Here is a 26,195-nt window from a genome sequence, read left to right as displayed (position 1 = left end):
CGCCGGAGCCGCCCGCGCGCAGGCCGCGCACGGGCATCGCGCGCCGCGTGCCACAATGGTCTAGACAACCAATATCGACTTGAAGGGCAACACCATGGTTGAGCGCCGCGTAAACGTCGGCTGGGCCGAGGGCCTGCACGCCCGGCCCGCGTCGATCTTCGTCCGTGCGGCGACGGCCGCCGGCGTCCCCGTGACGATCGCCAAGGCCGACGGCACCCCCGTCAACGCCGCCTCGATGCTCGCGGTGCTGGGCCTGGGCGCCCAGGGCGGCGAGGAGATCGTCCTCGCCACCGAGGCGGAGGGTGCCGAGGCCGCGCTCGACCGTCTGGCCAAGCTGGTCGCCGAGGGGCTCGAGGAGCTCCCCGAGACCGTCTGACCTCTTCGTCCCGCCCTTCGCGGCGGGCGGGACGGCACGCGGGGCCGTGGCGGCCGCTTTCGGACCGCCGCGGCCCCGTCACGTGTTTCAGGCGTCGCAGGGCGCGCTTTTCGACGCCGCTTTCCTGCCGCGCGTCACGATTGACCGCGCGCGATGTCCATACCGCGCGTCATGTTTGCGCTCCGCGCGTCGCGTCCGCCGTACTCGGTGGCGCGCGCCGTGTGCGGAATCGGTGGTCCGCACACGGCGCGCCGACCGGAAACCGCCACGATTTCCCGGCCTGTTTCCCCAGTAATAGCGGGTCGTTGTTAAGGCCGCGCGCCGGCTGTGTTGACGACACGTTTCGCGCGTCCCGGCCGGTGCAGCCGGTAGGCGCCGGGGGAGCGCTGCGCACGGACGGCGGCGAGCGACCCGGCGCGCTCGGCGTCGCGCCGGGCCACGGCGTCCACCAGGGCCCCGCAGGTTTCCCAGTCCACCGTGGGCCGCGGTGACGGCTCGGCCGCGTACACCCAGGCGATCTTGCGGCGCAGCTGGGTGAGAAGCGTGGCCAGGCTGGGGCTGCCGGACGCCTGGGCGAGGGTCTCGTCGAACCAGTCGGCGAGCGGGCGCAGGTCGCCCACCCGCCCCGTGCGGGCCCGGTCCTGACCCAGGCGCACCAGGCCGCGCAGGACCTTCAGGTGCGCCTCCGTACGGCGCTGGGCCGCCCGGGCGGCCCCCAGGGGCTCCAGCAGGGCGCGCACGTCGAGCAGGTCGGCCGCCTCCTGCTCGGAGGGCTCGGCCACGCAGGCCCCGGCGTTCCGGCGGATGATCACGAATCCCTCGGAGGCGAGGGTGCGCAGGGCTTCGCGCACGGGCACCCGGGAGACCCCGTAGCGGCGGGCGAGGATTTCCTCGACGAGCCGGCCGCCCGGCGGGAGCACACCCGAGACGATGTCGTCGCGAATTGCCGTGCACACGGCGTGCGTCGAAATACGGCCGCTTTCGCCTCTGCCCTCACGGTCGCCGTTCACGAGGCGACTCTAGGGCAATGCCCGGAGATTTCCGATGGCTCGTCCCGGGCGGTGGACGCCTTTTGGCCAGCCCGCCCGGACACCGGCGCGCCCGGCCGTGACAACGCGAAGACCCCGGCCGTGGCCGGGGTCTTCGGAAGGCTTCCGGGTGGAAATCCGCGGCGTGCGGACCTCAGATGTCGACGCCGTGGGAGCGCAGGTAGGCGACCGGGTCGATGTCGGTGCCGTAGGTGGCGCCGGTGCGGGCCTCGAAGTGCAGGTGCGGGCCGGTGACGTTGCCCGTGGCGCCCGAGACGCCGATCTCCTGGCCGGCGGTGACGGACTGGCCGACGGACACCTCGATGGTCAGCAGGTGGCCGTACTGCGTGTAGGTGCCGTCGTTGTGCTTGATGACGACGTTGTTGCCGTAGGCGCCGCCCCAGCCGGCCTCGACGATCGTGCCCGCGCCCACCGCGTGCACCGAGGTACCCGAGTCGGCGTGGAAGTCCACGCCGGTGTGGCTGCCGGAGGACCACAGGCCACTGGAGGCCTTGTAGGAGGTGGAGACGTAGGAGCCGGTGATCGGCATCACGAAGGTGTTGAGGCGCTTGCGCTCCTCCTCGCGGGCGGCGCGCTCCTTGGCCTCGCGCTCCTCCTCAAGCTTGCGCTTGGCCTCTTCGTAGCGCTGCTTGACGTCGGCGGCCTTCTGCTTGGCCGCGGCCTCGGCGTGGGACCGGGCGGCGGCCTCGTCGGCGGCGCTGCGCTGGGTCTCGGCCTGGGCGTCGATGGTGTCCGCCATGACGTCGCCCATGACGATGGCCTGCGTCAGGCCCGTGTCCTCGGGGCGCTGGGAGTCGTCGCCGGAGGCGGCGAAGGCCGGGGCCGCGACACCCGCGACGACGCCGGCCGCCGTCAGGGTGGCTATGCCCGCCACGTTGGCGCTGACGCGCACGGCACGGCTGGGACGACGGTGCTTCCCGCTGGGACGGGTGAACGACATGGCTGTCGCCGATCCTTTCCTTCCTTCTCGCCTACCGGGTTAGCTGACGGGTTCGGAGCAGGAAGGTCTCCTACGGATCCCTCGTGAGAGGGCTCCGATTCACCCCAGGGACGTTTGGGTCCCCGGCTCCCCTCGGCTCGCGCCTCGGGAACTCGGCGATGACAATCCGGGGCCGCGGTTGCGGCTCCGATCTGACGGACTGCCGCACTGACGCTAATCGGCGTCAGATTCGAACGGCAAACAGAACTGGGATTTTATGACGTACGCCACACGACCAACGTGCAACCACTACATGAAATTGGACATAAGGGAGACGCGTGGGCCTCAACGAGCCCACGCGTCTCCCTTGTGCGCCGGAGCGCCTCAGTGCTGTTGAGCGCCCGTCAGGCGGAGACGACCGTCACCGGGCCGATCCCCAGCGCCTTGACAGGCTCGGCGATCTCGGCCGCGTCGCCCACGAGGACCGTGACGAGCCGGTCGGCCGGGAAGGCGTTCACGACGGCCGCGGTGGCCTCCACCGTGCCGGTCTCCGCGAGGCGTTCGTACAGCCCCGCCTGGTAGTCGTCCGGCAGGTACTGCTCGACCTGGTCCGCGAAGGTGCCCGCGACGGCCGCCGCCGTCTCGTACTTCAGCGGGGCGACGCCGACCAGGTTCTGCACGGCCACGTCCCGCTCGGCCTCGGTCAGGCCCTCGGCCGCCAGGGTGCGCAGCACTCCCCAGAGGTCCTCCAGCGCCGGGCCCGTGTTGGGGGTGTCCACGGAGCCGCTGACGGCCACCATCCCGAGGCCCGTGCCGTCGGGCGCGGAGCGCAGCGCCTGGCAGAAGGCCCGCACGCCGTAGGTGTAGCCCTTCTCCTCACGCAGCACCCGGTCCAGACGGGAGGTCAGGGTGCCGCCGAGGCAGTAGGTGCCGAGCACCTGGGCGGGCCAGGCGCGGTCGTGCCGGTCGGTGCCGACGCGGCCCAGCAGCAGCTGGGTCTGGACGGCGCCGGGGCGGTCGACGATGACGACGCGGCCGGCGTCCTCCGTGCTGATGGCCGGCATGGGCCGGGGCTCGGCCGGGCCACCGGTCCAGGCACCCAGGGACTCGGCCAGGGCGTGGTCGAGATCGACGCCGGTGAAGTCGCCGACGACCACGACGGTCGCGGCGGCGGGGCGGACGTGGGCCTCGTAGAAGGCCCGCACCGCGGCGGCGTCGATGCGCTCGACGGTCTCCTGGCTGCCCTGGCGCGGCCGGGACATGCGCGTGCCGGCCGGGAAGAGCTCGGCGGCCAGGGCCATGGCGGCGCGCCGGGCGGGGTTGGCCAGCTCGTGCGGGATCTCGTCCAGGCGGTTGAGCACGAGGCGTTCCACCTCGTTGTCCGGGAAGGCCGGGGCGCGCAGGGCGTCCGCGAGCAGGCCGAGGGCCTTGGGCAGGCGGGAGGCCGGGACCTCCAGCGAGACCCGGACGCCCGGGTGGTCGGCGTGCGCGTCCAGGGTGGCGCCGCAGCGCTCCAGCTCGGCGGTGAAGTCCTCGGCGCTGAGCTTGTCGGTGCCCTCGGAGAAGGCGCGCGCCATGATCGTGGCGACGCCGTCCAGGCCCTCGGGCTCGGCGTCCAGGGGGGCGTCCAGGACGACCTCGACGGCGACGACCTGCTGGCCCGGGCGGTGGCAGCGCAGCACGGTGAGGCCGTTGGGGAGCTGGCCGCGCTCGGGGGCGGGGAAGTCCCAGGGGCTCGGCAGGCCGGGCTGGGGCTGGGGGTGGAATTCCATCGAAGGGCCTGCGGTCTCCGGGGTGCTCGCGGCTACGGCGTCGCTCACTTTGCCGTCTCCTCTTCCTCGTTCTTGCCGGTGGCGTCGGCGTCCGCCTGGGGCGAGGTCGGCTCGTACACCAGCACGGCGCGGTTGGCGGGGTGCAGCCGGGCCTTGGCGACGGCCTGCACCTCCTCCGGGGTGATGTCCAGGGCGCGGTGCACCGCGGTCAGGGCGAGCTGCGGGTCGCCGAACAGCACGGCGAAGCGGCACAGTTCGTCGGCCCGTCCGCTGACGGTGGCGAGCCGGTCCAGCCACTCGCGCTCCAGCTGGGCCTGGGCACGCTCCATCTCCTGGGGGGTGGGCCCCTCCAGGGCGAAGCGGGCCAGCTCCTCGTCGACGGCACTCTCGATGTCGGGCACCTCGACGCCGCCGGACGCCTTGACGTCCAGCCAGCCCAGGGAGGGGGCGCCGGCCAGGCGCAGCAGGCCGAAGCCGGCGGCGACGGCGGAGCGGTCGTGCCGGACCAGGCGGTTGTGGAGGCGGGAGGACTCGCCGCCGCCGAGGATGGTGAGGGCCAGGTCGGCGGCGTCGCCCTCGCGCGTGCCGTCGTGCGGGAGGCGGTAGGCGGCCATCAGGGCGCGGGAGGGCACCTCCTCGCGGACGACCTCGCGCAGCTCCTCGCCGATGGTGTCGGGGAGGGTGCCGTCGCGCGGGGGCTGCTTGCCGTCGTGGCCCGGGATGGAGCCGAAGTACTTCTCGATCCAGGCGAGCGTCCGCTCGGGGTCGATGTCGCCGACGACGGAGAGGACGGCGTTGTTGGGCGCGTAGTACGTGCGGAAGAAGTTCCGCGCGTCCTCCAGGGAGGCGGCGTCCAGGTCGGCCATGGAGCCGATCGGCGTGTGGTGGTACGGGTGGCCGTCGGGGTAGGCCATGGCCGTCAGCTTCTCGAAGGCCGTGCCATAGGGCACGTTGTCGTACCGCTGGCGGCGCTCGTTCTTGACGACGTCGCGCTGGTTCTCCATGGACTCCTCGTCCAGCGCGGTCAGCAGCGAGCCCATCCGGTCGGCTTCGAGCCACAGGGCCAGCTCCAGCTGGTGGGCGGGCATGGTCTCGAAGTAGTTGGTGCGCTCGAAGCTGGTGGTGCCGTTGAGCGAGCCGCCCGCCCCCTGCACCAGCTCGAAGTGGCCGTTGCCCTTGACCTGCGCCGAGCCCTGGAACATCAGGTGCTCGAAGAGGTGGGCGAGGCCGGTGCGGCCCTTGACCTCGTGGCGCGAACCGACGTCGTACCAGAGGCAGACGGCCGCGACCGGGGTCAGATGGTCCTCGGAGAGCACGACCCGCAGGCCATTGGCCAGGCGGTGCTCCGTCGCTGTCAGGCCGCCGGAACCGGCCTGTTGCGTGGCCGTGTGACCCATGGGCATGTACGTCCCTTCGATCTCTTGAGATCTCGCGGTGCCGCCCGGGATCTCGCGTGATGACGCGCGGCGAACCGCGTGATGAACAGTGCTGTCACTGTATGCAAGCGCGCCGGTGTCTGGCGAAGTTCCCGACCCGCCGGACGCCTCCCGGACGGGTCGCGGTCGGGGTTGTCAGTGGAGCGGTCCACAATGGTCGGCGTCAGACCCCGCCACGGCAATCGATCGAAGGAGCCGCAGCCGCGATGGCCCGCCGCAGCACGAAGACCCCGCCGCCGGAAGAGTTCGAGGAGCGCATCCTCGACATCGACGTCGTCGACGAGATGCAGGGCTCCTTCCTCGAGTACGCCTACTCCGTCATCTACTCCCGCGCCCTGCCGGACGCGCGCGACGGCCTCAAGCCCGTCCAGCGCCGGATCATCTACCAGATGAACGAGATGGGGCTGCGCCCCGAGCGGTCGTACGTGAAGTGCGCCCGCGTCGTCGGCGAGGTGATGGGTAAGCTCCACCCGCACGGCGACGCCTCGATCTACGACGCCCTGGTCCGCATGGCCCAGCCCTTCTCCATGCGCGTGCCGCTGGTGGACGGCCACGGCAACTTCGGCTCGCTCGGCAACGACGACCCGCCCGCGGCCATGCGGTACACCGAGGCCCGGATGGCGGCGGCGACGTCCCTGATGACCGACTCCATCGACGAGGAGACGGTCGACTTCACGCCGAACTACGACGGCAGCGAGCGGGAGCCCGTCGCCCTGCCCTCGGCGTATCCGAACCTGCTGGTCAACGGCTCGTCCGGGATCGCGGTCGGCATGGCGACGAACATGCCGCCGCACAATCTGGGCGAGGTCGTCGCCGCCGCCCGCCACCTGATCAAGCACCCGGGCGCCGACCTCGAGACGCTCATGAGGTACGTGCCGGGGCCGGACCTGCCCACGGGCGGCCGGATCGTGGGCCTGGCCGGCATCCGGGACGCCTACGAGACCGGCCGCGGCACCTTCAAGATCCGCGCCACCGTCTCCGTGGAGAACGTGACGGCCCGCCGCAAGGGCCTGGTCGTCACCGAGCTGCCCTTCACGGTGGGCCCGGAGAAGGTCGTCTCCAAGATCAAGGATCTGGTCGGCGCGAAGAAGCTCCAGGGCATCGCCGACGTGAAGGACCTCACCGACCGCGCCCACGGCCTCCGGCTGGTCATCGAGATCAAGAACGGCTTCAACCCCGAGGCCGTCCTGCAGCAGCTCTACAAGCTCACGCCGATGGAGGAGTCCTTCGGCATCAACAACGTCGCGCTGGTGGACGGCCAGCCGCTGACGCTGGGCCTGAAGGAGCTGCTGGAGGTCTACGTCGACCACCGCTTCGAGGTGGTGCGCCGCCGCAGCGAGTTCCGCCGCACCAAGCGCCGCGACCGGCTGCACCTGGTGGAGGGGCTGCTGGTGGCGCTCCTCGACATCGACGAAGTCATCCGGATCATCCGATCGAGTGAGAACGCCGCGGCGGCGAAGGAGTCACTCGTCGCGCGCTTCTCGCTCTCCGAGGTGCAGACGCAGTACATCCTCGACACCCCGCTGCGCCGCCTGACGAAGTTCGACCGCATCGAGCTGGAGTCCGAGCGGGACAGGCTCCACCAGGAGATCGAGAAGCTGACGCAGATCCTCGAGTCCGACGCCGAGCTGCGCAAGCTCGTCTCCTCCGAACTGGCGGACGTGGCGAAGAAGTTCGGCACCGACCGGCGCACTGTGCTGCTGGAGTCGGCGGGCGCCCCGGCCTCCGCGGTGCCGCTGCAGGTCGCGGACGACCCGTGCCGGGTACTGCTCTCCTCCACGGGGCTGCTGGCCCGTACGGCCACGGGCGAGCCGTTCCCGCCGGGCGCGGGCGAGGCCAAGCGCGTCAAGCACGACGCGATCGTCTCGGCGGTGCCGGCCACGGCGCTCGGCGAGGTGGGCGCGGTGACCTCGGCCGGCCGGCTGCTGCGGCTGAGGGTGATCGACCTGCCGCAGCTGCCGGAGACGGCCGCGGCGCCGAACCTGGCGGGCGGTGCGCCGGTGCCGGAGTTCCTGTCGCTGGAGGACGGCGAGCGGGTGGTCTGCCTGACCACGCTGGACGAGTCGTCGCCGGGTCTCGCCATCGGCACGGAGCAGGGCGTTGTCAAGCGCGTGGTCCCCGACTACCCCGCCAACAAGGACGAGCTGGAGGTCATCACCCTCAAGGACGGTGACCGCATCGTCGGCGCGGCGGAGCTGCGCACGGGCGAGGAGGACCTGGTCTTCGTCACCGACGACGCCCAGCTGCTGCGCTACCAGGCCTCGCAGGTGCGTCCGCAGGGGCGCCCGGCGGGCGGCATGGCGGGCATCAAGCTGTCGTCCGGCGCCAAGGTCATCTCCTTCACGGTCGTCGACCCGGCGGAGGACGCGGTGGTCTTCACCGTGGCCGGCGCCCGGGGCGGTCTGCCCGGTGACGTCTCGGAGGGGTCGGCGAAGCTCACGCCGTTCGACCAGTACCCGCGCAAGGGACGGGCGACCGGCGGCGTGCGCTGTCAGCGCTTCCTGAAGGGTGAGGACTGCCTGGTCCTGGCCTGGGCGGGGCTCGCCCCGGCCCGTGCCGCGGACGCCAAGGGCTCCCCCGTGCCGCTGCCCGACCCCGACCCGCGCCGCGACGGCTCGGGCACGCCGCTGCCCAAGCCGGTGGCGGTGGTCGCGGGACCGGTGTAGGCCCTCAGGACCGCGCGTACCGCAGGACGCCCCACATGCTGTCGGGCCCGGCGTCCTGCGGTGCGAGGTCCCGGCAGGCTTCGAGCCCGTCCGTCAGGGCCCGGGCGTCGATGCCCCTGCCGATCATGACGAGGCGGGTGGCGCGCTCCTCGGAGCGCGCCCACGCCGACCGGTAGAACCGCAGGAAATCGCCGACGGCATGCAGGGTGAACTTCTGCCGGTGGCCCTTCACTCCGAAGTGGACGAACCCCTTGATGCGGTAGAGCCCCGCCGGCCGGCCGTCGAGGAACTCCATCAGCCGGCGCGGGTTCATGGGGGTCTCGGATATGAATTCGACGCTCTCGTAGGCGGCGTGCAGATGCCCGCAGCCGTGGCCGTGATCGTGCCCGTCGTCTGACGAGCACGCGCTCTCGTCCGCGCCGAGGTCCTCGAAGGTGAGCTGCCGGACGGCCTCCCGGTGGTCCTCCCGGGGCTTGCGGTCGAAGAGCAGCTCGGGGTCGATCCGGCCGTACGACACCGGGACGACCGGCGTCCCGGGCGCCAGCTCCGCGAGCGTCCCGAGCAGGCTCTCGCGCTCCTCGTCCCCGATCCGGTCGGCCTTGTTGAGGACGACGAGGTCGGCGATGGCCACGTGCCGGTCCAGTTCCGGGTGCGTGGCCCGGACGGCGGAGAACTCGGCCGCGTCGACGACCTCGACCAGCCCGCCGTAGACGATGCTCTTGTTCTCGCTGGCCAGGATCATCCGGATGATCTCCTGCGGCTCCGCCAGCCCACTGGCCTCGATGACGATGACGTCGATGCGGGCCGCGGGGCGCGAGAGCCGGTCCAGGAACCCGTCCAGCTCGCTGGTGTCGACGGCGCAGCACAGGCAGCCGTTGCCCAGCGAGACCATGGAGTCGACCTGGCCGGCGACGGTCATCGCGTCAATCTCGATCTTGCCGAAGTCGTTGACGACGGCCCCGATCCGGCTGCCCCCGCTTCTGGCCAGCAGGTGGTTGAGCAGCGTCGTCTTGCCGGAGCCGAGAAAGCCCGCGAGAACGATGACCGGGATCTGTCGCTTGGCCAAGGGAGCGCCTCCGTCGTCGGTCGGGAACGGGCGGACGGCCTTGGAGCCCTGCTGCCCGGTCCGGGTCCGCTCCAGGATAGGAGGGCCCGCGGCGGTCACCGCCCGCGGCCGGCAGACCTCCGGATGCCACGGGCGGCCCGGTCAGGTTAGGCTCACCTACGTGAGCACGTGCGCGACCGCCTCCCGACTGTTGACCGAGCCGCTGGCCGGCACGGCCGCGCCCGCCCGGACGTGGCTGTTGATCGAGCAGCCCGGCCCGTGGGGCGCCGACGCCCTCACCTCCAGCCATCTCGCCCCGGCCGTCGGCCGGGCCTTGGGCGCGGCGGCCGAGGGCACGGGCGTCCGCGTCGCGCTCATCCGCCGTCCGGGCCGGCACGCCGACTGCCACGAGCCGGCCACGCAGCGGATCTTCGTCGCGCACACCGCTCCGGGCCGTTCATGGATCCGCACCACGCGCGTCTCGGACCCGGCGTCGTTGCTGGAGCTGGACCTCGGGGCGCTGGGTGCCGGCGAGCACGGCGGGCTGTGGGAGGCCTACGAGGGCGAGCCGCTGGCCCTGGTGTGCACCAACGGCAAGCGCGACCGGTGCTGTGCGCTGCTCGGGCGGCCGCTCGCCGCCGAGCTGGCCGCTTCCGGCGGCACCGAGGCCTGGGAGGTCACCCACATCGGTGGTCACCGCTTCGCGCCCACCCTCTTCGTCCTGCCGTACGGCTACGCCTACGGGCGGGCGACCGCGCAGGCGGTGAAGGAGGTGCTTGAGGCGGCGCGCGAGGGTCGGATCACGACCGCGAACTGCCGCGGCCGCTCGGCCTGGGAGCGTCCGGGCCAGGCGGCCGAGCTGGCGGTGCGGGCGCTGACCGGTGAGGAGGGGGCCGACGCCCTGGACGTCACCGGGACCCTGGGGGCCGGCCCGCGCTGGAGCGTGACGGTCTCCCACACCGACGGCCGCGCCTGGCGGGTGGAGGTCGAGCAGGGCGCCGCCGAGCCGCCCCGCCCGGAGAGCTGCGGCAGGGCGCTCGGCACTCCGGCCCGGATGGACGTCGTCGCCGTCACGCCCCTGCCGTGACCCCCCGGGCCGCGGACGCCCCTCAGCCGGCCCGCTTCACGAACTCCGTGGTGTAGGTCTTCTCCAGGTCCAGCGAGGCGTTCTTGATGGCGGGGTTGAAGGACCTGAGCACCTCGTGGACGGTCTTGGGGCCGTCGGCGGGCATCACGCCGTCCTTGGTGAACATCGGCAGCGTGCTCTCGATCGAGCGGACGTACAGCTCCTTGCCGCCCTTGGCGTAGTCCTCGGGCATCTTGGCCGCGATCTCCTCGGGCGAGTGCTCCGACATCCACTTCAGGGTCTTGACCAGGGCGTTGGCGAGCTTCTGGGCGGTCTCCTTGTGGCCGTCGACCCAACCGGTGTTCATGTAGAGGCTGGAGGAGGGGTAGAGCCCGCCGAGCGCGGCCTTGGAGCCCTCGGGGGTGCGCATGTCGACGAGGACCTTGCCGAGGTCCTTCGCCACGACCTGGGCGACGGTCGGGTCGGTGGTCATGCCCCCGTCGATGGATCCCTGCTGGAGCGCGGAGATGAACGTCTGGCCGGCGCCGACGGCCACCGGGGTGACGTCGCCGACCTGGACGCCGTTCTTGACCGCCAGGTACTTCGTCAGGAAGTCGGTGGAGGAGCCCAGCCCGGTGACGCCGAGCTTCTTGCCCTTGAAGTCCTTGGGCGAGCTGATCTCGCCCGCCGCCTCCTTGGAGACGACCTCCACCTCCCCCGGCGTCTGGGCCAGCTGGACCACGGACTCCACCTGCTTGCCCTTGGCCTGGAGGTCGAGGGTGTGGTCGTAGAAGCCGACGACGCCCTGGACGTCACCGGCGACGAGGGAGGTGGTGGCCTGGACGCCCGCCGGCTCGCTCAGCAGCCTGACGTTCACTCCCTCGTCCTTGAAGTAGCCGAGCTGCTGGGTGAGGACCGCGGGCAGGTAGATGACCTTGTCCAGGCCACCGACCATGATCTTGACGGTGTCGCCCTTGAGCGCCTCCTCGTGCTTGCCCGGGCTGTTGGCCGACGAGTCGTCGGCACAGCCGGACAGGGCGAGGCACATCACGCCGGCGACGGCCGTCGCGGAGGTCTTGGCGAGCTTGCCGAACGTACGCATCTTCGTTCCTTACGGTCGGATCGGAGTCGGGCGGTGGTGGTGCGGATCGGTGCGTTCGCGGGCATGTCCTCAGTGCTCTCCGCCGGGCGAGCCGGGCTTCCAGCGGAAGAGCCGCTTCTCCGCGAAGGTCAGCAGGCCCTCGGCGAGGAGCGCGACGGCGGCGAGGATGGCCATCGCCGCGTAGACGCCGGCGGCGTTGAAGGTCCCCTGCGACTCGGCGACGAGCAGCCCGATGCCCTCGGAGGCGCCGATGAACTCGCCGACGATCGCGCCGATGAGGGCGAAGCCGAAGCTGACGTGCAGGCTGGTGAAGATCCAGGAGGTGGCGGCCGGGACGACGACCTGGAGGGTCACCCGGCGGTCGCCGGCACCCAGGATGCGGGCGTTGGCGACCAGGTTGCGGTCCACCTCGCGGGCGCCCTGGAAGGCGTTGAAGAAGACGGGGAAGAAGACCAGCACCACGGCCGAGGCGATCTTGGACTCGGGGCCCAGGCCGAACCAGATGATGAAGATCGGCGCGAGGACGATCCTGGGCAGGGCGTTGAGCACCTTGATGAACGGGCCGAGGACGTCGGCGAGGAAGCGGACGCGGCCGAGCGTGATGCCGAGGACCACGCCCGCCGTCACCCCGACACCCCAGCCGACCAGCGCCTCGTACAGCGTGACCCAGATCTGCCGGCCGAGCGAGCCGTGGGTGGTGCCGTGCGTCGTCCACTGCACGATCTGGTCCCAGATCTTCGACGGCATCGAGAAGTTGAACGGGTCGATCGTCTTGGTGCGGGCGAGGACCTCCCAGGTCGTGAGCAGCGCGGCGAGGAGGAGCACGCGGGCGCCGAGGACCAGCAGCCTGCGGTTGCGGGCGGCCTTCGCGCGGGCTTCGGTCAGGCCCTTGACCGTGCTCAGGGCCGTGGGGGCGCCGACGGACTCTGCGGACTCAAGCGACACGGGAGGCACCCCTCTCACGGGTGATGCGGACTTCCTCGCCGAGGGAGGACCAGATCTCGCGGTAGATGTCGATGAACTCGGGCTCCAGACGCACCGATTCGACCTTGCGCGGGCGCGGCAGCCGGATGGGGAAGATCTCCTTGACGGTGGCCGGGCCCGCGGTCATCACCACGACCTTGTCGGCCAGCGCGATGGCTTCCTCCAGGTCGTGGGTGACGAAGACGACGGAGGCGGGAGGGGCGCAGTCCTCGCGCGCGCCGGGGCGCGATCCGCCCCACAGGTCGAGGAGTTCGTCCGACATCAGGGCCCGGGTCTGCACGTCGAGGGCCGAGAACGGCTCGTCCATGAGCAGGATCCGGGGGTCGTTGACGAAGGTCTGCGCGAGCGCGACGCGCTTGCGCTGGCCGCCGGAGAGCTGGTGGGGGTACCGGTCCGCGAAGGCCGCGAGGCCCACCCGGCCGAGCCAGTCACGGGCCCGCTCGCGCGCCTCGGCCTTCGGCACGCCGCGGAAGCGCGGCCCCGCCATCACGTTGGACAGCACCGTCCGCCAGGGGAAGACGGCGTCCTGCTGGAAGACGAAGCCGACCTCGGGCCTGATGCCCCGGACGGGCTCCCCGCCGATGAGGACGTGGCCCTCGGAGGGCTCCTCCAGGCCGCTCACCAGGGTGAGCGTGGTGGACTTTCCGCATCCGGTCGGGCCGACGACGGCGACGAACTCGCCCTGGGCCACGCTGAGATCGAGATCGCGGACGGCCGTGTGCCGCGCGCCCGAGGGCGTGCGGAAGGTCTTGCTCGCACCGCGCAGTTCGATCGCCGGGACGCCGTCCGGTGGGGTGTCGCGTGGGGTCGCGCTGTTCATCCGTACGCCTTTCGCCGCCGATGTCGTCCGGCCGTCCCCCCGTCCCCGCGGTCTGTCGTGCGGGGCGGCCGGTGCTGGAGGCTAGGAGTGGCGCACGTCACCGGGGCAGTCTTGTGACCGCTGTGCGACTTCCGCGCACGAAGCCTGTTCTGCTCGTTTTGCTCGCGATAGAACAACGAAAGTGACACGGGGGGATAGCAAACGGCCATCGTCCGGCTACGTTCGGTCCACATCCCTGGCTCGTCCAGCGCAAGATCGGAAAGCACGCCCGTACCCCCAGGAAGACGAAAGGGACCCTCATGCGCCCCCGGTGGCCCCGTCGCGTCTCCGCCCACGTCCTGTCGGTCCAGCTCGTGATCACCACGGGCGTCACCGCGCTCGCCACCGGTCTCTTCCTCGAACCGCTCGGCGCCCAGCTCGACGACCAGGCGGAGCACCGGGCGCTGGCCATAGCCCAGGCCACCGCCGCACAACCCGGCATCGCCCACGCCGTGCTGGCCGGCCCGCCCGATCCCGAGGGCCCCGTACAGGCCGCCGCGGAACGCATCCGGCTGGCCACGGACGCCAGTTACGTGGTCGTCGTCGACACGCGGGGCATCCGCTACTCCCACACCACCCCCGCCGAGATCGGCCGGCACGTCAGCACCGATCCGGGGCAGGCCCTGGGCGGACGCGAGTGGACGGGCATCGAGAGCGGCACACTGGGCCGCTCGGCCCGCGGCAAGGTCCCGCTGCGCGACGGCGAGGGCGCGATCGTCGGCGCCGTGTCCGTCGGCATCGCCTACGGCGACGTGCGCGACCTGCTGCTGCACGCCCTGCCCGGCATCCTCGTGGGCGCGGGCGCGGCGCTGGCGGCCGGGGCACTGGCCGCCTTCGCCCTCTCGTGGCGGCTGCGCAAGCGCACCCACGGCATCGAGCTCTCGGAGATCTCCGCGCTGCTCGACGAGCGGGAGGCCATGCTGCACGGCATCCGCGAGGGCGTGGTCGCCCTGGACCGGCGCGGCCGGGTGCGGCTGGTCAACGACGCCGCCCGGCGCCTGCTCGGGCTGGGTCCGGACGTCGTCGGGCAGCCGCTGGAGGCCGTGCTGCCGCCGGGACGGACCACCGAGGTGCTGACCGGGCGGGTGGCCGGTCAGGACCTGCTGATCGTCTCGGGCGGGCGGGTGCTGGTCGCCAACCGCATGGACACGGCCGACGGCGGCACCGTCGCGACGCTGCGCGACCGTACCGAGCTGGAGCAGCTGGGACGGGAGCTGGACGGCACCCGGGGGCTGACCGAGGCCCTGCGGGCCCAGGACCACGAGCACGCCAACCGCCTGCACACGCTCCTGGGCCTGCTGGAGCTGGGGATGTACGAGGAAGCGGTGGACTTCGTGGCCGAGGTCACCGGAGCGCACCGGGCCACGGCCGAGCAGGTCACCGAGCGCGTGCAGGAACCGCTGGTCAGCGCACTGCTGGTGGGCAAGAGCGCGGTGGCGGCGGAGCGCGGCGTGGCCCTGCGGGTGAGTGCGGGCACGCGTCTGCCCGAACGGGTGGTGGACCCCAGGGACCTGGTCACCGTGCTCGGGAACCTCGTGGACAACGCGCTGGACGCCGCCGGCCCCTGCCCCGGCCCCTTCGTGGAGGTCGAGCTGCGGGCCGTGGGGGCCACGGTCGTCCTGACCGTCGCGGACAACGGGCCGGGGGTCCCGGAGGAGGTCCGCGAGCTGGTGTTCGCCGACGGCTGGTCCACCAAGGAGCCGGCCCCGCACCGGCCCCGTGGGCTGGGCCTGTCCCTGGTGCGGCGGCTCGCGGAGCGCTACGGCGGGTCGGCCCGGGTGGGAGAACGGCCGGGCGGGGGCGCGGTGTTCACGGTGGAACTGCCGGAAGCCCTGCGTACGGAGGAACTTGGCGGGCGAGGGCCGGACGGGGAAGCGCTCCTGCGGGAAGCGCGTGATCCGGAAGGGAGCCGGCCTGGAGCGCCGGGACCGGAAGAGCCGTCGCGCGCACCGAGACCGCTCGAAGGAGTGAACCAATGATCGAGGTCCTGGTGGTGGACGACGATTTCCGCGTCGCCGAGATCAACGCCGCCTACGTCGCCCGGATTCCGGGATTCCGTGTCAGGGCGCGGGCCCACAACGCGGCGGACGCCCTGACGGTCCTGGAGCGGGGCGGCGTCGACCTGGTCCTGCTGGACCACTACCTGCCGGACGAGACGGGGCTGTCGCTGGTCCGCCGCATCCGGCAGCTGGGCCACCACACCGACGTGATCATGGTCACCGCCGCCCGCGACGTGACCACCGTGCAGACGGCCATGCGCTACGGCGCCCTGCAGTACCTGGTGAAGCCGTTCTCCTTCCCGGGACTGCGGGTGAAGCTGGAGGCCTACGCACAGCTGCGCCGGACCATCGAGGGCGCCGGGGAGGCCGGGCAGGACCAGGTCGACCGGATCTTCGGGACCCTGCGCACCGCCTCCACCACCACTCCCCTGCCCAAGGGCCACTCCGCACCCACGGCTGACCTGATCCGCCGGGTGCTGTCGGACGCGGCGTGCCCGCTGTCGGCGCACGAGGTGGCGGAGCGCTCCGGCCTGAGCCGTTCGACCGCCCAGCGCTACCTCAAGCGACTGCAGGAGTCGGGGCGGCTGAGCCTGACGCTCAAGTACGGCGAGACGGGCCGGCCGGAGCATCGTTACGCCTGGTCACGGCGGTAACGGCCGTCTTGCGGGCGTGGTCGTTCAGGCCGCCCCGGCACCGGTGAGGGAGCGCACCTCGCTCTCCGCGTGGGCGGCGGCGTCGGCGCCTTGGCGCGAGGTCACGGTGCCGGCCCAGCCGGCGAGGAAACCGAGGGGTACGGACACCAGGCCCGGGTTCTCCAGTGGGAAGAGCCGGAAGTCCAGTCCGGGGAAGACGGCGTCCGGCGCGCCGGAGACGACCGGGGAGAACAGGACGAGCACCACGGCCGGGACGAGGCCGCCGTAGACGGACCACACCGCGCCACGGGTGGTGAACCGGTGCCAGAAGAGCGAGTACAGCAGCACGGGCAGGTTCGCCGAGGCGGCGACGGCGAAGGCGAGGCCCACCAGGAACGCCACGTTGAGGTTCTGGGCGAGCAGCCCGAGCCCGATGGCGACCACCCCGGTGCCGGCGGCGGCCGCCCGCGCGACCGTCACCTCGTCGCGGGGCGCCCGGCCCCCGCGGCGTCTCAGCGTGCCGTAGAGGTCGTGGGCGACCGAGGCGGAGGACGCCAGGGTGACGCCGGCGACCACCGCGAGGATGGTGGCGAAGGCGATCGCCGCGACGACGGCGAACAGGATCGTTCCGCCCGTGGAACCCGCGCCTCCGCCGAGGTCGAGGGCCAGCAGGGGGACGGCCGTGTTGCCGGCGGCGCTGGAGGCCCGCACGGCGTCACTGCCCAGGACCGCCGCGGCGCCGAAGCCGAGCACGATGGTCATCAGGTAGAAGCCGCCGATGAGGCCGATGGACCAGACCACCGAACGGCGGGCGGCACGGGCGGTCGGCACCGTGGAGAAGCGCGAGAGGATGTGCGGCAGGCCCGCCGTTCCCAGGACGAGCGCGAGGCCCAGGCTGATGAAGTCCAGCCTGGAGGTGAGGTCGTGGCCGTAGCGCAGCCCCGGCGCGAGGAAGGCCCGGCCGTGGCCGCTGCGGTCGGCGGCCGTACCCAGCAGGGCGGAGACGTCGCCGTGGAAGCGGACCAGCACGAGCACCGTGAGGGTGGCGGTGCCGCCCATGAGCAGCACGGCCTTGACGATCTGGATCCAGGTCGTGGCCCGCATGCCTCCCACCGTGACGTACACGACCATCAGCGCTCCCACGGCGACGACCGTCCAGCCGCGGGCCCGTCCGTCGGTGCCGCCCAGCAGCAGGGCCACCAGGCTCCCCGCACCGACCATCTGGGCGACGAGGTAGAGCACGGAGACGACGACGGAGGAGGCTCCGGCGGCGATCCGTACGGGCCTCTCGCGCAACCGGGCGGCCAGGACGTCGGCGAGGGTGAAGCGGCCGCAGTTACGGACGAGTTCGGCGACCAGGAACAACACGACGAGCCAGGCCACCAGGAAGCCCACGGAGTAGAGCATGCCGTCGTAGCCGTAGAGCGCGATGAGCCCGGAGATGCCGAGGAAGGAAGCGGCGGACATGTAGTCGCCGGCGATGGCGAAACCATTCTCCATGGGAGAGAAGAGACGGCCGCCCGCATAGAACTCCTCAGGGGTGCCCTGCCGTTCCCGCCCGAACCACGTGCTGATGGCGAGAGCCACGACGACGAAGACACTGAACAGGGTCAGGGCAAGGCCCTGATGGTCCCCGTTCACCGGACGTCGCCCCCACCGGCCGGGCGCCACGCCGCCGGCCCCCTCCCCGCCGGGAGCTCCAGCCGGCGCGGCCGGGTGTCCTGCAGGGTCTCCAGGGTGACGGCCCAGCGCAGCTCCATCGCGGCCGGATCCCGCCGCAGCCGGGCATGGCGGGCGTAGGCCCAGGTCAGCAGGAAGGTACTGGCGAACTGCGCGAGCCCGGCCAGCATCGCCACGTTGAGCGCGCCCATGACGGGCCGGGCCATGACCTCCGGCGCCAGGGTCGCGGCCAGCACATACGCCAGGTACCAGAGGAGGAACGCTACGGTCGCGGGGAAGACGAACCGGCGGTATCGGCCCCGGACTTCCCGGAAGGCGGCGCTGCGCTGGACCTCCCGGTAGATACCGGCCGCGTCATGAGGGGACTCCGCGCCGGTCGGCGGCTGAACCGTTACGGCACGGCGCCCTTCTCTCTTGCCCACAGAACTCTCCTCGGTCGCCGACCCCGTTGGCCGCGTGCCCAAGGATGGACAGACAGGAGAGATCCGGCGCCGTTCACCACCGGACGTTCACTCCATCAGGTGATGGGGGTTCCCGGGGGTTGCGCGATGCCTTGGCGGAAGGCGTACCGCACCGCCTGGGCCCGGTCGCGCACCCCGGTCTTGGCGAACAGGTTGTTGATGTGCGTCTTCACCGTCGCCGTGCTCACCTGGAGGCGACGGGCGATCTCGCCGTTCGACAGCCCTTCGGCGACCAGGGAGAGCACCTCCGCCTCACGGACGGTCAGCCCGTCTGGCAGTTCCCGGGGCGCCGCCGGCCCGGCTGCCGACAGCTCGGCCCCCGGCGTGGAAAGACGCTCCAGCAACCGCAGTTGCACCTTCGGCGACAGACCCGCCTCCCCCGACATCACATGGTTCACCGCCCTGACGATCTCGTCACCGCCGGCGTCCTTGGTGAGATAGCCACGGGCTCCGGCCTGGAGCGCCGGGAAGAGCGAGTCGTCGTCGGCGTACGTGGTGAGCACCACGACCTGGGTGCCCGGGAACTCGGAGCGGATGCGCCGCGTCGCCTCCACTCCGTCGCAGCGCGGCATCCGCAGGTCCATCAGCACCACGTCCGGGGCCTGCTCGGCGACCACCCGCACCGCCTCCAGCCCGTCACCCGCCGAACCCACGACCTCGATGCCGGGCAACAGCCCCAGCAGCATCACGATGCCCTCGCGCACAACGGTCTGGTCGTCGACGACCACCACCCGCGCGGCCCTCCGCTCCGCCCCGCCCCCACCACCCAGGTCGCCCCCGCTCCCCGGGCCGCCGGCCCCGCTCCCCCCACTCGGACCACCACCAGCCATCACGCCGGCACCCGCAGACACACCACGAACCCCTCCTCGTCCGGGCCGGCGGGCCCGGCCTCCAGCGTGCCGCCGAGCAGTTCGGCGCGCTCCCGCATCCCGAGCAGACCGTACCCGGCTCCGGACGCCGCCAGGCCGCCCACCGCCGCCCGCGCCCCGCCGTCACGGACCCACAGCTCGACTTCTCGCTCCAGATAGGTGAATCTCACCTCCACCTGCGCTCCCGGAGCGTGCTTGCGCACATTGGTCAGCGCCTCCTGGGCGGCTCTGCGCACGGCCAGCCCCGCCTCCGCCGGCAGGGTGCGCGCCTCCCCCGTCACCTCCAGCCGTGCCCCCTCCGTCGCCGTCACCTCCCGCAGGAAGTCCTCCGCCCGGGTCATCTCGCCGCGCAGGGCAGACAGTGCCTGGCGGGTCTCCGCCAGCCCCTCCCGCGCCATCCCCCGCGCGGCCGTGACCCGCTCCAGGACCCGCTGCCGCTCCGCCCCGCTCTCTATCAGCAGCCGTGCCGCCTCCAGGTGGACGAGCTGCGCGGAGAGGCTGTGGGCGAGCACGTCGTGGATCTCCCGGGCGATCCGGGCCCGCTCCGCCAGCGCCGCGGACTCCGCCTCCGCCCGGCGCGCCGCCCGCTCCTGGGCCAGCAGCCGGAAGCCGGCCCCCCGCGCCTCCTCGTCCAGCCGCAGCGCGTACCCGATGAGCAGCACCCCGGCCACCGTCCCCGCGGTGCCCGGCACGCTCTTCTCGCTCACCAGGGCATACGCCCCCATGGCGACCCCCGCGAGAGCCAGCCCGTATCCCAGCGGAAGCCGCTCCACGGCGACGGCCGCCGCGACGCACCACACACCGGTGGCCCCGACGTGCGACCCCCCTGCCTGCGCGGCCGCCCCCGTCACGACCAGCACCGCCAGCAACCCGACCGACGTCCACAGGCGCCGCTCCAGCGTCGTGCGGTAACAGCAGCGGATGGCGACGGCGCAGAGCAGGACACCGGCGGCGAGGACCCCGAAGCCCCACCCGCGGAAGACGCCCTCGCGCAACACCTGCCACAGGAACAGCCCGGCCAGGCCCAGCCGTATCAGCCACGCCATCACCTGGCGGCGGCGCGGCACGCCCAACGAGGAGAGCGCCTCACGGGTGGGCCACTCGGTCCAGTTCTCGATCGGCACCGCGTCTCCTCCCGTCCGGATGTGTCCGCCGGCGCCCGCGCGGAGCCCGGGCGCCCCGCGCCTCGGCACGGATCAACGACACGTCCGACGGTACGCAGCCGGCCCTCGGACGGGATCGGCGTACGGGTGGGTTCGGGGTGGAGCGCGGGTGGAGAACCGCCTCCACCCGGAGGTGGAGGACATCAGGTGCCCGACGGCCGGACGGGTACCCGACGGCGGACGGGTGCCCGACGGCGGACGGGTGCCCGACGGCGGACGGGTCACGGACCCGCGGTCAGGGCCTGGGCCAGGACCCCGAGGTCAGGGGCCCGGACCAGGCCCCGAGGTCAGGCGTCGATGCGCGAGCGGTCGAGCGTGGCGGCGGAGTTGGTGATGAACTCCTTGCGCGGCGCGACCTCGTTGCCCATCAGCAGGTCGAAGGTGCGCTCCGCCGCCTCCAGGTCGCTGATGTTGATCCGCCGCAGGGTGCGGTGGCGCGGGTCCATCGTGGTCTCCGCGAGCTGGTCGGCGTCCATCTCACCCAGACCCTTGTAGCGCTGGATGCCCTCCTTGTAGCGGATGTTCTTCCGCTCCAGCTCCAGCAGCGTCTGCCGCAGCTCGTTGTCGGAGTAGGTGTAGATGTACTTGTCCTGCCCCTTCTTGGGGTGGGTGAGCTCCACCCGGTGCAGCGGGGGGACCGCGGAGAAGACCCGGCCCTCCTCCACCATGGGCCGCATGTAGCGCTGGAAGAGGGTCAGCAGCAGGATCCGGATGTGCGCGCCGTCCACATCGGCGTCGGCCAGGAAGATGACCTTGCCGTAGCGCGCCGCGTCGATGTCGAAGGTCCGGCCGGACCCCGCCCCTATCACCTGGATGATCGCGCCGCACTCGGCGTTCTTCAGCATGTCGGAGACCGACGCCTTCTGAACGTTGAGGATCTTGCCTCGGATCGGCAGCAGCGCCTGGAACTCGGAGTTCCGCGCCAGCTTGGCGGTGCCCAGCGCCGAGTCGCCCTCGACGATGAACAACTCGCTGCGCTCGACCTCGTCACTGCGGCAGTCGGCGAGCTTGGCCGGCAGCGAGGAGGACTCGAGGGCGGTCTTCCGCCGCTGGGCCTCCTTGTGCTGCCGGGCCGCGATGCGGGTACGGGCCGCCGCGACGACCTTCTCCAGCACGGCCCGCGCCTGCTGCTTGGCGTCCCGCTTGGTGGAGGTCAGGAACGCCTTGAGTTCCTTGGCGACCACGTTGGCCACGATCCGGGAGGCCGCCGAGGTGCCGAGCACCTCCTTGGTCTGTCCTTCGAACTGCGGCTCGGCCAGCCGCACCGTGACGACCGCCGTGAGGCCCTCCATGGCGTCGTCCTTGACGACGTCGTCCTCGGCCACGCGCAGCAGCTTGGAGGAGCGCAGCACCTCGTTGACCGTCTTGGTGATCGAGCGCTCGAAGCCCGTCACGTGCGTGCCGCCCTTGGGGGTGGCGATGATGTTGACGAAGGACTTGACCGTGGCGTCGTAGCCCGTGCCCCAGCGCAGGGCGATGTCCACGCCCAGCTCGCGGGTGACCTCGGTCGGGGTCATGTGCCCGCGGTCGTCGAGGACCGGCACGGTCTCCTTGAAGGTGCCCTGACCCGACAGCCGCAGGACGTCGCAGACGGCCTTGTCCTGGGCGAGGTACTCGCAGAACTCGCTGATGCCGCCGTCGTAGCGGAAGGTCTCCTCGGTGACGGCCTGGCCGTCGAGCTCGCGCTCGTCGCGGACGACGATCGTCAGGCCCGGCACCAGGAACGCGGTCTGCCGGGCGCGGCCGTAGAGCGTCTCCAGGGAGAGCTTGGCGTCCTTGAGGAAGATCTGGCGGTCGGCCCAGTAGCGGACGCGGGTGCCGGTGCGGGCCTTGGGGACCTTCTTGCCCTTGAGGAGGCCGTTGGCGGGGTCGAAGGGCGCGTCGGGGCCCGACTCCGTGAAGATCCCGGGGACGCCGCGCCGGAAGCTGATCGCGTGGGTCCGGCTGTTGCGGTCCACCTCCACGTCCAGGCGCGCGGAGAGCGCGTTGACGACGGAGGCGCCGACGCCGTGCAGACCGCCGGACGCGGCGTACGAGCCGCCGCCGAACTTGCCGCCGGCGTGCAGCTTGGTCATCACGACCTCGACGCCCGAGAGCCCGGTCTTGGGCTCGACGTCCACCGGGATGCCGCGGCCGTTGTCGCGGACCTCCACCGACCCGTCCTCGTGGAGGATCACCTCGATGTGGTCGCAGAACCCGCCGAGGGCCTCGTCGACGGAGTTGTCGATGATCTCCCAGAGGCAGTGCATCAGACCGCGGCTGTCCGTCGAGCCGATGTACATGCCGGGCCGCTTGCGGACCGCTTCGAGGCCCTCGAGGACGAGCAGGTGCCGCGCGGTGTAGTTGGATCCGTCCCGGTCTGCCCCGGTCAGCAACGCAGTGGACGGCACGGACGTATCGGCGGTCACGCGGTTCGCTCCTCGCTGAATTTCTGTCTGGCCCAAGTGGGGGCACATGTGTGGCTCGGTCGCCGTTCAGAGGGTACCGAGGCCTGATAGAGCCTTTGTGCCGCCACCCTTAAGAACAACCATGCTAATCGAGAGTCGATCACGCGTTCGATAGCTCGATGGAGTGACGTGCACATCACGTTCCCTTCGAGGCATGAACCATTTAGGCTCCGGGCACGTCCTCAAGAACAACCCGGCAAGCCGGCCGGGAGGACGACAACCCCCAGCGACGTGAAACCGTAAGCCCACGCAATACGGCTCATTCGCCGCCAACCGTCAAGATCCGGCTCACTCGGAAGGAAGTTTCGAGGAAAAGCCACGAGCGGGAACGTTTTCGGCCTGGTTGGATGTTGACCCTGGTACGACAGCTCGTCGAGCTAGAGAAGAGGCGACGTGACTACTGTTCTGACCCCCGCGAGCCCGCTGACGGCCGCTGACCGCTGCGACCGGTGCGGCGCTCAGGCATACCTGCGCGTCGTGCTCATGAGTGGCGGTGAACTGCTCTTCTGCGCCCACCACGGCCGCAAGTTCGAGCCAGAACTCAAGAAGATCGCCGCGGAGATACAGGACGAGACGGAGCGGCTGACGGCCGTGCCGGCGTCCGTGTCCGACGAGGACCGCTGAGTCCGCGATTCACCGCTGACACATCGCATCCGACGACGAGCGAGGTCCGGTCATCCAGGACCGGGCAGCCGCGGGCGGCCTCCCCACTGGGGAGGCCGCCCGCTCTCGTACCCTGCGTCACCCCTGAGTGACCCACCGCTCCCCCGGCCGGCCTCACGCCGGCCTCCCCGGCCGCGCGACGACCGGCGGCGAGGGCTGCGGAAGGGCGGGCGGACCGGCGGCCGGAGGCCCCACCTGAGGTGCCGCAGGGGTGGTCTGCGGCATGGCCGGAGGAGTCACCGGCGCCGGGCCCGGGGCGGCGGCCGGAGGCGCCATCACGGGCTGTGCCGGATGGGCGGACGGCTGTGCTGGCGGGTGCGCCCCTGCCGGCGCGTGGTCGACGCTGTGGGCCCGGACCAGCGCGGCGACGGCCGAGATGCGCGTATAGACCCCGGGGCGGCCCGGCTGAGCACATCCGCTGCCCCACGACACCAGCCCCACCAGCCGCCCACGGGCCACCAGCGGGCCCCCGCTGTCGCCCTGGCACGCGTCCCGGCCGCCCAGCGCCACGCCGGCGCAGAGCATGGTCGACGGGGTGTACGCGCCCTCCGGTCCGCCCGGGTAGGCGTGCCGGCACAGCATGTCGTCCAGGACGAGGACCCTGGCCGCGTGCAGGGTCTTCGCGTAGGTGCCCGCCCCGGTCGTGTCGCCCCATCCGTAGACGCCCGCCGCCGTGCCGGGCTCGTAGGCCGGGTCGCCGGCGGGCGCCATCGGGATCGCGTAACCGGCCATAAGCGGCCGCTCCAGGGTGAGGACGGCGACGTCCCCGGCGTTGGACTCCGTGTTGAACGCCGGGTTGACCCAGATGCTCCGGATCGACACCTCGGTGCCGTTGTTCCCGTTCATGTCGCCACGCCCGACGATGACCCGCAGGTCCTTGGCCTCGGCCACGTCCACCCCGAGCACCTCGCGGGTCAGGCAGTGCGCCGCCGTGACGACCGTCCTGGGGCCCACCACGGCTCCGCCGCAGAACTGGCCCGACCGTATGGCTCCGAACCGCTCACGGCTCGCCAGGGCCGCCACCCAGGGGGAATCCGTGATCTTCACCGTCTGCCCGCCGACGACCCCGCGGTCCCGGGCCCGGACCGGACCGGGAACCGCCACCAGCAGCAACGCGGCCGCCGCCGCCAGTGAGCAACTCAGGGCACGCATACCGCCTCCTGACGGAACGGAACCACTTGCCTACCCAGCGTCAGACGGAATGGCGGTCACCGCATCCGGAAAAGCCCGCAGGGCCCGGCTCCTCCGAAGAGGAACCGGGCCCTGCGGGGATGAACCGGCGAGCCGTCCGGACTAGTCGAGGTAGTCCCGCAGCACCTGGGAGCGCGACGGGTGACGCAGCTTCGACATCGTCTTGGACTCGATCTGACGGATGCGCTCACGCGTTACGCCGTAGACCTTGCCGATCTCGTCGAGGGTCTTCGGCTGGCCGTCCGTGAGGCCGAAGCGCATGGAGACCACGCCCGCCTCACGCTCGCTGAGCGTGTCCAGCACGGAGTGCAGCTGCTCCTGGAGGAGCGTGAAGCTGACCGCGTCGGCGGGCACGACGGCCTCGGAGTCCTCGATGAGGTCACCGAACTCGCTGTCGCCGTCCTCACCCAGGGGGGTGTGGAGGGAGATCGGCTCACGGCCGTACTTCTGGACCTCGATGACCTTCTCGGGGGTCATGTCGAGTTCCTTGGCCAGCTCCTCCGGGGTGGGCTCGCGGCCCAGGTCCTGGAGCATCTGACGCTGGACACGCGCGAGCTTGTTGATGACCTCGACCATGTGCACCGGGATACGGATGGTGCGGGCCTGGTCGGCCATCGCGCGCGTGATCGCCTGGCGGATCCACCAGGTCGCGTACGTGGAGAACTTGTAACCCTTGGTGTAGTCGAACTTCTCCACGGCGCGGATCAGACCGAGGTTGCCCTCCTGGATCAGGTCCAGGAAGAGCATGCCGCGGCCGGTGTAGCGCTTGGCCAGGGAGACCACCAGACGGAGGTTGGCCTCCAGGAGGTGGTTCTTGGCGCGCCGGCCGTCCTCGGCGATGATCTCCAGCTCGCGCTTGAGCTTCGGGGCCAGCTTGTCGGCGTTCGCCAGCTTGTCCTCGGCGAACAGACCGGCCTCGATGCGCTTGGCCAGCTCCACCTCCTGCTCGGCGTTGAGGAGGGGGACCTTGCCGATCTGCTTCAGGTAGTCCTTGACCGGGTCGGCGGTGGCGCCGGCGACCGCGACCTGCTGCGCGGGCGCGTCGTCCTCGTCCTCGTCGGACAGGACGAAGCCCTTGTTCTCGCCGCTCTCCTCCTCTTCCTCACCCTTGCCGGGGGTGGGGGTCTCTTCGAGGAGCTCGTCGTCGAGAAGCTCGTCGGAGTCCTTCTTGGCGGTGGTCTTCTTGGCCGCCGTCTTCTTGGCGGTGGTCTTCTTGGCCACCGTCTTCTTGGCCGCCGTCTTCTTGGCGGCGGTCTTCTTGGCGGGCGCCACGGCCTCGTCGGCCTCGCCGTCGTACGAGCCCTGGGCGGATGCCGAGGACGCGGACGCCGAGGGAGACGACTGCCGGGCCGTGACCGTCTTGGAGGAAACGGCCTTGGTGGCGGTGCGCTTCGCCGGGCTCTTCGCTGCGACGCTCTTGCGGGTGCGCTTGGGCGCTTCTGCGGCACTGACCATCAGCGTCACACCCTCCTCGTCGAGGACCTGGTTGAGGCTGCGCAGAACGTTCTTCCACTGGGTTGGCGGAATCTGGTCAGCCTCGAAGGCCCGACGCACGTCGTCGCCGGCGATCTGCCCCTCGGCCTTTCCCTGCTCGATGAGCGCCATCAGAGACTCGGATTCGGCGATCTCCGGCGGGAGCGTACGGGATGTGCTGGCCGACACGAACAACCTCTCGGAACGATGGAAACGGCTTCCGGCCCCGTCCGCGCTGGACCGGGCCGACGACCGTCGGCAAGGATGAACCGACGGCGCGGGCGATAGTGCGGAGCAACACAGCGCCCAGAACGAGGCCTGTATTCCCTCCGCGGCTACCAC

The 26,195-nt window shown here is 71.7% G+C and carries 21 protein-coding genes and 1 riboswitch; of the genes, 6 read left to right on the top strand and 15 right to left on the bottom strand.

From position 1 onward, the window contains the following. Positions 1-94 precede the first annotated feature (94 nt). Positions 95-376: an HPr family phosphocarrier protein gene (locus CYQ11_RS23710; RefSeq protein WP_099202369.1), complete on the top strand. Its 282-nt coding sequence runs from the start codon at positions 95-97 to the stop codon at positions 374-376. A gap of 308 nt (positions 377-684) precedes the next feature. On the opposite strand, the gene CYQ11_RS23705 is transcribed toward CYQ11_RS23710, so the two are convergent. From CYQ11_RS23705 to CYQ11_RS23690, 4 genes are all read right to left on the bottom strand, one after another. Further along, positions 685-1,332, bottom strand: coding sequence for a GntR family transcriptional regulator (locus CYQ11_RS23705; RefSeq protein WP_240003675.1), 648 nt, complete (start codon positions 1,330-1,332; stop codon positions 685-687). A gap of 226 nt (positions 1,333-1,558) precedes the next feature. Then, positions 1,559-2,365: a M23 family metallopeptidase gene (locus tag CYQ11_RS23700; protein WP_099202367.1), complete on the bottom strand. Its 807-nt coding sequence runs from the start codon at positions 2,363-2,365 to the stop codon at positions 1,559-1,561. A 13-nt stretch (positions 2,366-2,378) separates the two neighbouring features. Further along, positions 2,379-2,533, bottom strand: a riboswitch (cyclic di-AMP (ydaO/yuaA leader). Positions 2,534-2,748: 215 nt separating this feature from the next. Then, entirely contained in the window at positions 2,749-4,116 is a 1,368-nt protein-coding gene (locus tag CYQ11_RS23695) for a M16 family metallopeptidase (protein ID WP_099202853.1), read from the bottom strand. Between the two features lie 44 nt (positions 4,117-4,160). Further along, the gene (locus tag CYQ11_RS23690; RefSeq protein ID WP_099202365.1) at positions 4,161-5,513 is read right to left on the bottom strand and encodes a M16 family metallopeptidase; all 1,353 of its coding nucleotides are present in this window, start codon (positions 5,511-5,513) and stop codon (positions 4,161-4,163) included. A 245-nt stretch (positions 5,514-5,758) separates the two neighbouring features. Between CYQ11_RS23690 and CYQ11_RS23685 the strand changes: the two genes are divergently transcribed. Beyond that, complete coding sequence (locus CYQ11_RS23685) at positions 5,759-8,218, top strand: DNA gyrase/topoisomerase IV subunit A (protein WP_099202363.1); 2,460 nt, start codon at positions 5,759-5,761, stop codon at positions 8,216-8,218. Positions 8,219-8,222: 4 nt separating this feature from the next. On the opposite strand, the gene CYQ11_RS23680 is transcribed toward CYQ11_RS23685, so the two are convergent. Then, a complete protein-coding gene (locus tag CYQ11_RS23680) occupies positions 8,223-9,284 on the bottom strand; it encodes a CobW family GTP-binding protein (protein ID WP_099202852.1) in 1,062 nt (353 codons plus the stop codon). A 160-nt stretch (positions 9,285-9,444) separates the two neighbouring features. Between CYQ11_RS23680 and CYQ11_RS23675 the strand changes: the two genes are divergently transcribed. Then, entirely contained in the window at positions 9,445-10,350 is a 906-nt protein-coding gene (locus tag CYQ11_RS23675) for a ferredoxin family protein (RefSeq protein WP_099202361.1), read from the top strand. 22 nt (positions 10,351-10,372) lie between these two features. Here CYQ11_RS23675 and CYQ11_RS23670 read toward each other — a convergent pair whose 3' ends face one another. The 3 genes from CYQ11_RS23670 to CYQ11_RS23660 all read right to left on the bottom strand — a co-directional run bounded on the left by CYQ11_RS23670 (position 10,373) and on the right by CYQ11_RS23660 (position 13,235). After that, positions 10,373-11,431: an ABC transporter substrate-binding protein gene (locus tag CYQ11_RS23670; RefSeq protein ID WP_181143762.1), complete on the bottom strand. Its 1,059-nt coding sequence runs from the start codon at positions 11,429-11,431 to the stop codon at positions 10,373-10,375. Positions 11,432-11,500: 69 nt separating this feature from the next. Then, positions 11,501-12,334, bottom strand: coding sequence for an ABC transporter permease (locus CYQ11_RS23665; RefSeq protein WP_240003714.1), 834 nt, complete (start codon positions 12,332-12,334; stop codon positions 11,501-11,503). Positions 12,335-12,365: 31 nt separating this feature from the next. After that, complete coding sequence (locus CYQ11_RS23660) at positions 12,366-13,235, bottom strand: ABC transporter ATP-binding protein (protein WP_099202357.1); 870 nt, start codon at positions 13,233-13,235, stop codon at positions 12,366-12,368. Between the two features lie 299 nt (positions 13,236-13,534). Here CYQ11_RS23660 and CYQ11_RS23655 point away from each other — a divergent pair, with 299 nt between their 5' ends. After that, on the top strand, positions 13,535-15,253 hold the full coding sequence (locus tag CYQ11_RS23655) for a sensor histidine kinase (RefSeq protein WP_099202355.1): 1,719 nt from the start codon (positions 13,535-13,537) through the stop codon (positions 15,251-15,253). Then, positions 15,250-15,927: a response regulator gene (locus tag CYQ11_RS23650; protein ID WP_099202353.1), complete on the top strand. Its 678-nt coding sequence runs from the start codon at positions 15,250-15,252 to the stop codon at positions 15,925-15,927. Before CYQ11_RS23655 ends, CYQ11_RS23650 begins: the two co-directional genes overlap by 4 nt. Positions 15,928-15,951: 24 nt before the next feature. Here CYQ11_RS23650 and CYQ11_RS23645 read toward each other — a convergent pair whose 3' ends face one another. The 5 genes from CYQ11_RS23645 to CYQ11_RS23625 form a co-directional block, all read right to left on the bottom strand. After that, on the bottom strand, positions 15,952-17,547 hold the full coding sequence (locus CYQ11_RS23645; protein ID WP_099202850.1) for a monocarboxylic acid transporter: 1,596 nt from the start codon (positions 17,545-17,547) through the stop codon (positions 15,952-15,954). Next, positions 17,544-18,008 carry a DUF485 domain-containing protein gene (locus tag CYQ11_RS23640; protein ID WP_398780593.1) on the bottom strand — a complete coding sequence of 155 codons (465 nt, stop codon included), beginning with the start codon at positions 18,006-18,008 and terminating at the stop codon, positions 17,544-17,546. Before CYQ11_RS23640 ends, CYQ11_RS23645 begins: the two co-directional genes overlap by 4 nt. Before the next feature lie 95 nt (positions 18,009-18,103). After that, the gene (locus CYQ11_RS23635; RefSeq protein WP_275666520.1) at positions 18,104-18,778 is read right to left on the bottom strand and encodes a response regulator transcription factor; all 675 of its coding nucleotides are present in this window, start codon (positions 18,776-18,778) and stop codon (positions 18,104-18,106) included. Positions 18,779-18,876: 98 nt separating this feature from the next. Then, complete coding sequence (locus tag CYQ11_RS23630; protein ID WP_240003674.1) at positions 18,877-20,040, bottom strand: sensor histidine kinase; 1,164 nt, start codon at positions 20,038-20,040, stop codon at positions 18,877-18,879. Positions 20,041-20,366: 326 nt separating this feature from the next. Next, complete coding sequence (locus CYQ11_RS23625; protein WP_099202350.1) at positions 20,367-22,487, bottom strand: DNA gyrase/topoisomerase IV subunit B; 2,121 nt, start codon at positions 22,485-22,487, stop codon at positions 20,367-20,369. A 432-nt stretch (positions 22,488-22,919) separates the two neighbouring features. Between CYQ11_RS23625 and CYQ11_RS23620 the strand changes: the two genes are divergently transcribed. Beyond that, entirely contained in the window at positions 22,920-23,150 is a 231-nt protein-coding gene (locus CYQ11_RS23620) for a DUF7455 domain-containing protein (RefSeq protein WP_099202348.1), read from the top strand. Between the two features lie 153 nt (positions 23,151-23,303). Here CYQ11_RS23620 and CYQ11_RS23615 read toward each other — a convergent pair whose 3' ends face one another. Together CYQ11_RS23615 and CYQ11_RS30435 are read right to left on the bottom strand one after the other, a co-directional pair. Next, a complete protein-coding gene (locus CYQ11_RS23615) occupies positions 23,304-24,341 on the bottom strand; it encodes a S1 family serine peptidase (protein ID WP_099202345.1) in 1,038 nt (345 codons plus the stop codon). Between the two features lie 141 nt (positions 24,342-24,482). Next, complete coding sequence (locus tag CYQ11_RS30435; RefSeq protein ID WP_275666519.1) at positions 24,483-26,042, bottom strand: RNA polymerase sigma factor; 1,560 nt, start codon at positions 26,040-26,042, stop codon at positions 24,483-24,485. Between the last annotated feature and the right edge of the window lie 153 nt (positions 26,043-26,195).

It is taken from the genome of Streptomyces cinnamoneus (genome assembly GCF_002939475.1).
GTDB lineage: Bacteria > Actinomycetota > Actinomycetes > Streptomycetales > Streptomycetaceae > Streptomyces > Streptomyces cinnamoneus_A.
The sequence above is the reverse complement of the archived record's forward strand: the minus strand, read 5'-3'. Positions and strand labels throughout refer to the sequence as shown.

Coding starts and splice junctions, on each gene's coding strand:
- CYQ11_RS23710 (WP_099202369.1), top strand. CDS start 95: ATGGTTGAGCGCCGCGTAAACGTCGGCTGGGCCGAGGGCCTGCACGCC.
- CYQ11_RS23700 (WP_099202367.1), bottom strand. CDS start 2,365: ATGTCGTTCACCCGTCCCAGCGGGAAGCACCGTCGTCCCAGCCGTGCC.
- CYQ11_RS23695 (WP_099202853.1), bottom strand. CDS start 4,116: ATGGAATTCCACCCCCAGCCCCAGCCCGGCCTGCCGAGCCCCTGGGAC.
- CYQ11_RS23690 (WP_099202365.1), bottom strand. CDS start 5,513: ATGGGTCACACGGCCACGCAACAGGCCGGTTCCGGCGGCCTGACAGCG.
- CYQ11_RS23685 (WP_099202363.1), top strand. CDS start 5,759: ATGGCCCGCCGCAGCACGAAGACCCCGCCGCCGGAAGAGTTCGAGGAG.
- CYQ11_RS23670 (WP_181143762.1), bottom strand. CDS start 11,431: ATGCGTACGTTCGGCAAGCTCGCCAAGACCTCCGCGACGGCCGTCGCC.
- CYQ11_RS23660 (WP_099202357.1), bottom strand. CDS start 13,235: ATGAACAGCGCGACCCCACGCGACACCCCACCGGACGGCGTCCCGGCG.
- CYQ11_RS23655 (WP_099202355.1), top strand. CDS start 13,535: ATGCGCCCCCGGTGGCCCCGTCGCGTCTCCGCCCACGTCCTGTCGGTC.
- CYQ11_RS23650 (WP_099202353.1), top strand. CDS start 15,250: ATGATCGAGGTCCTGGTGGTGGACGACGATTTCCGCGTCGCCGAGATC.
- CYQ11_RS23615 (WP_099202345.1), bottom strand. CDS start 24,341: ATGCGTGCCCTGAGTTGCTCACTGGCGGCGGCGGCCGCGTTGCTGCTG.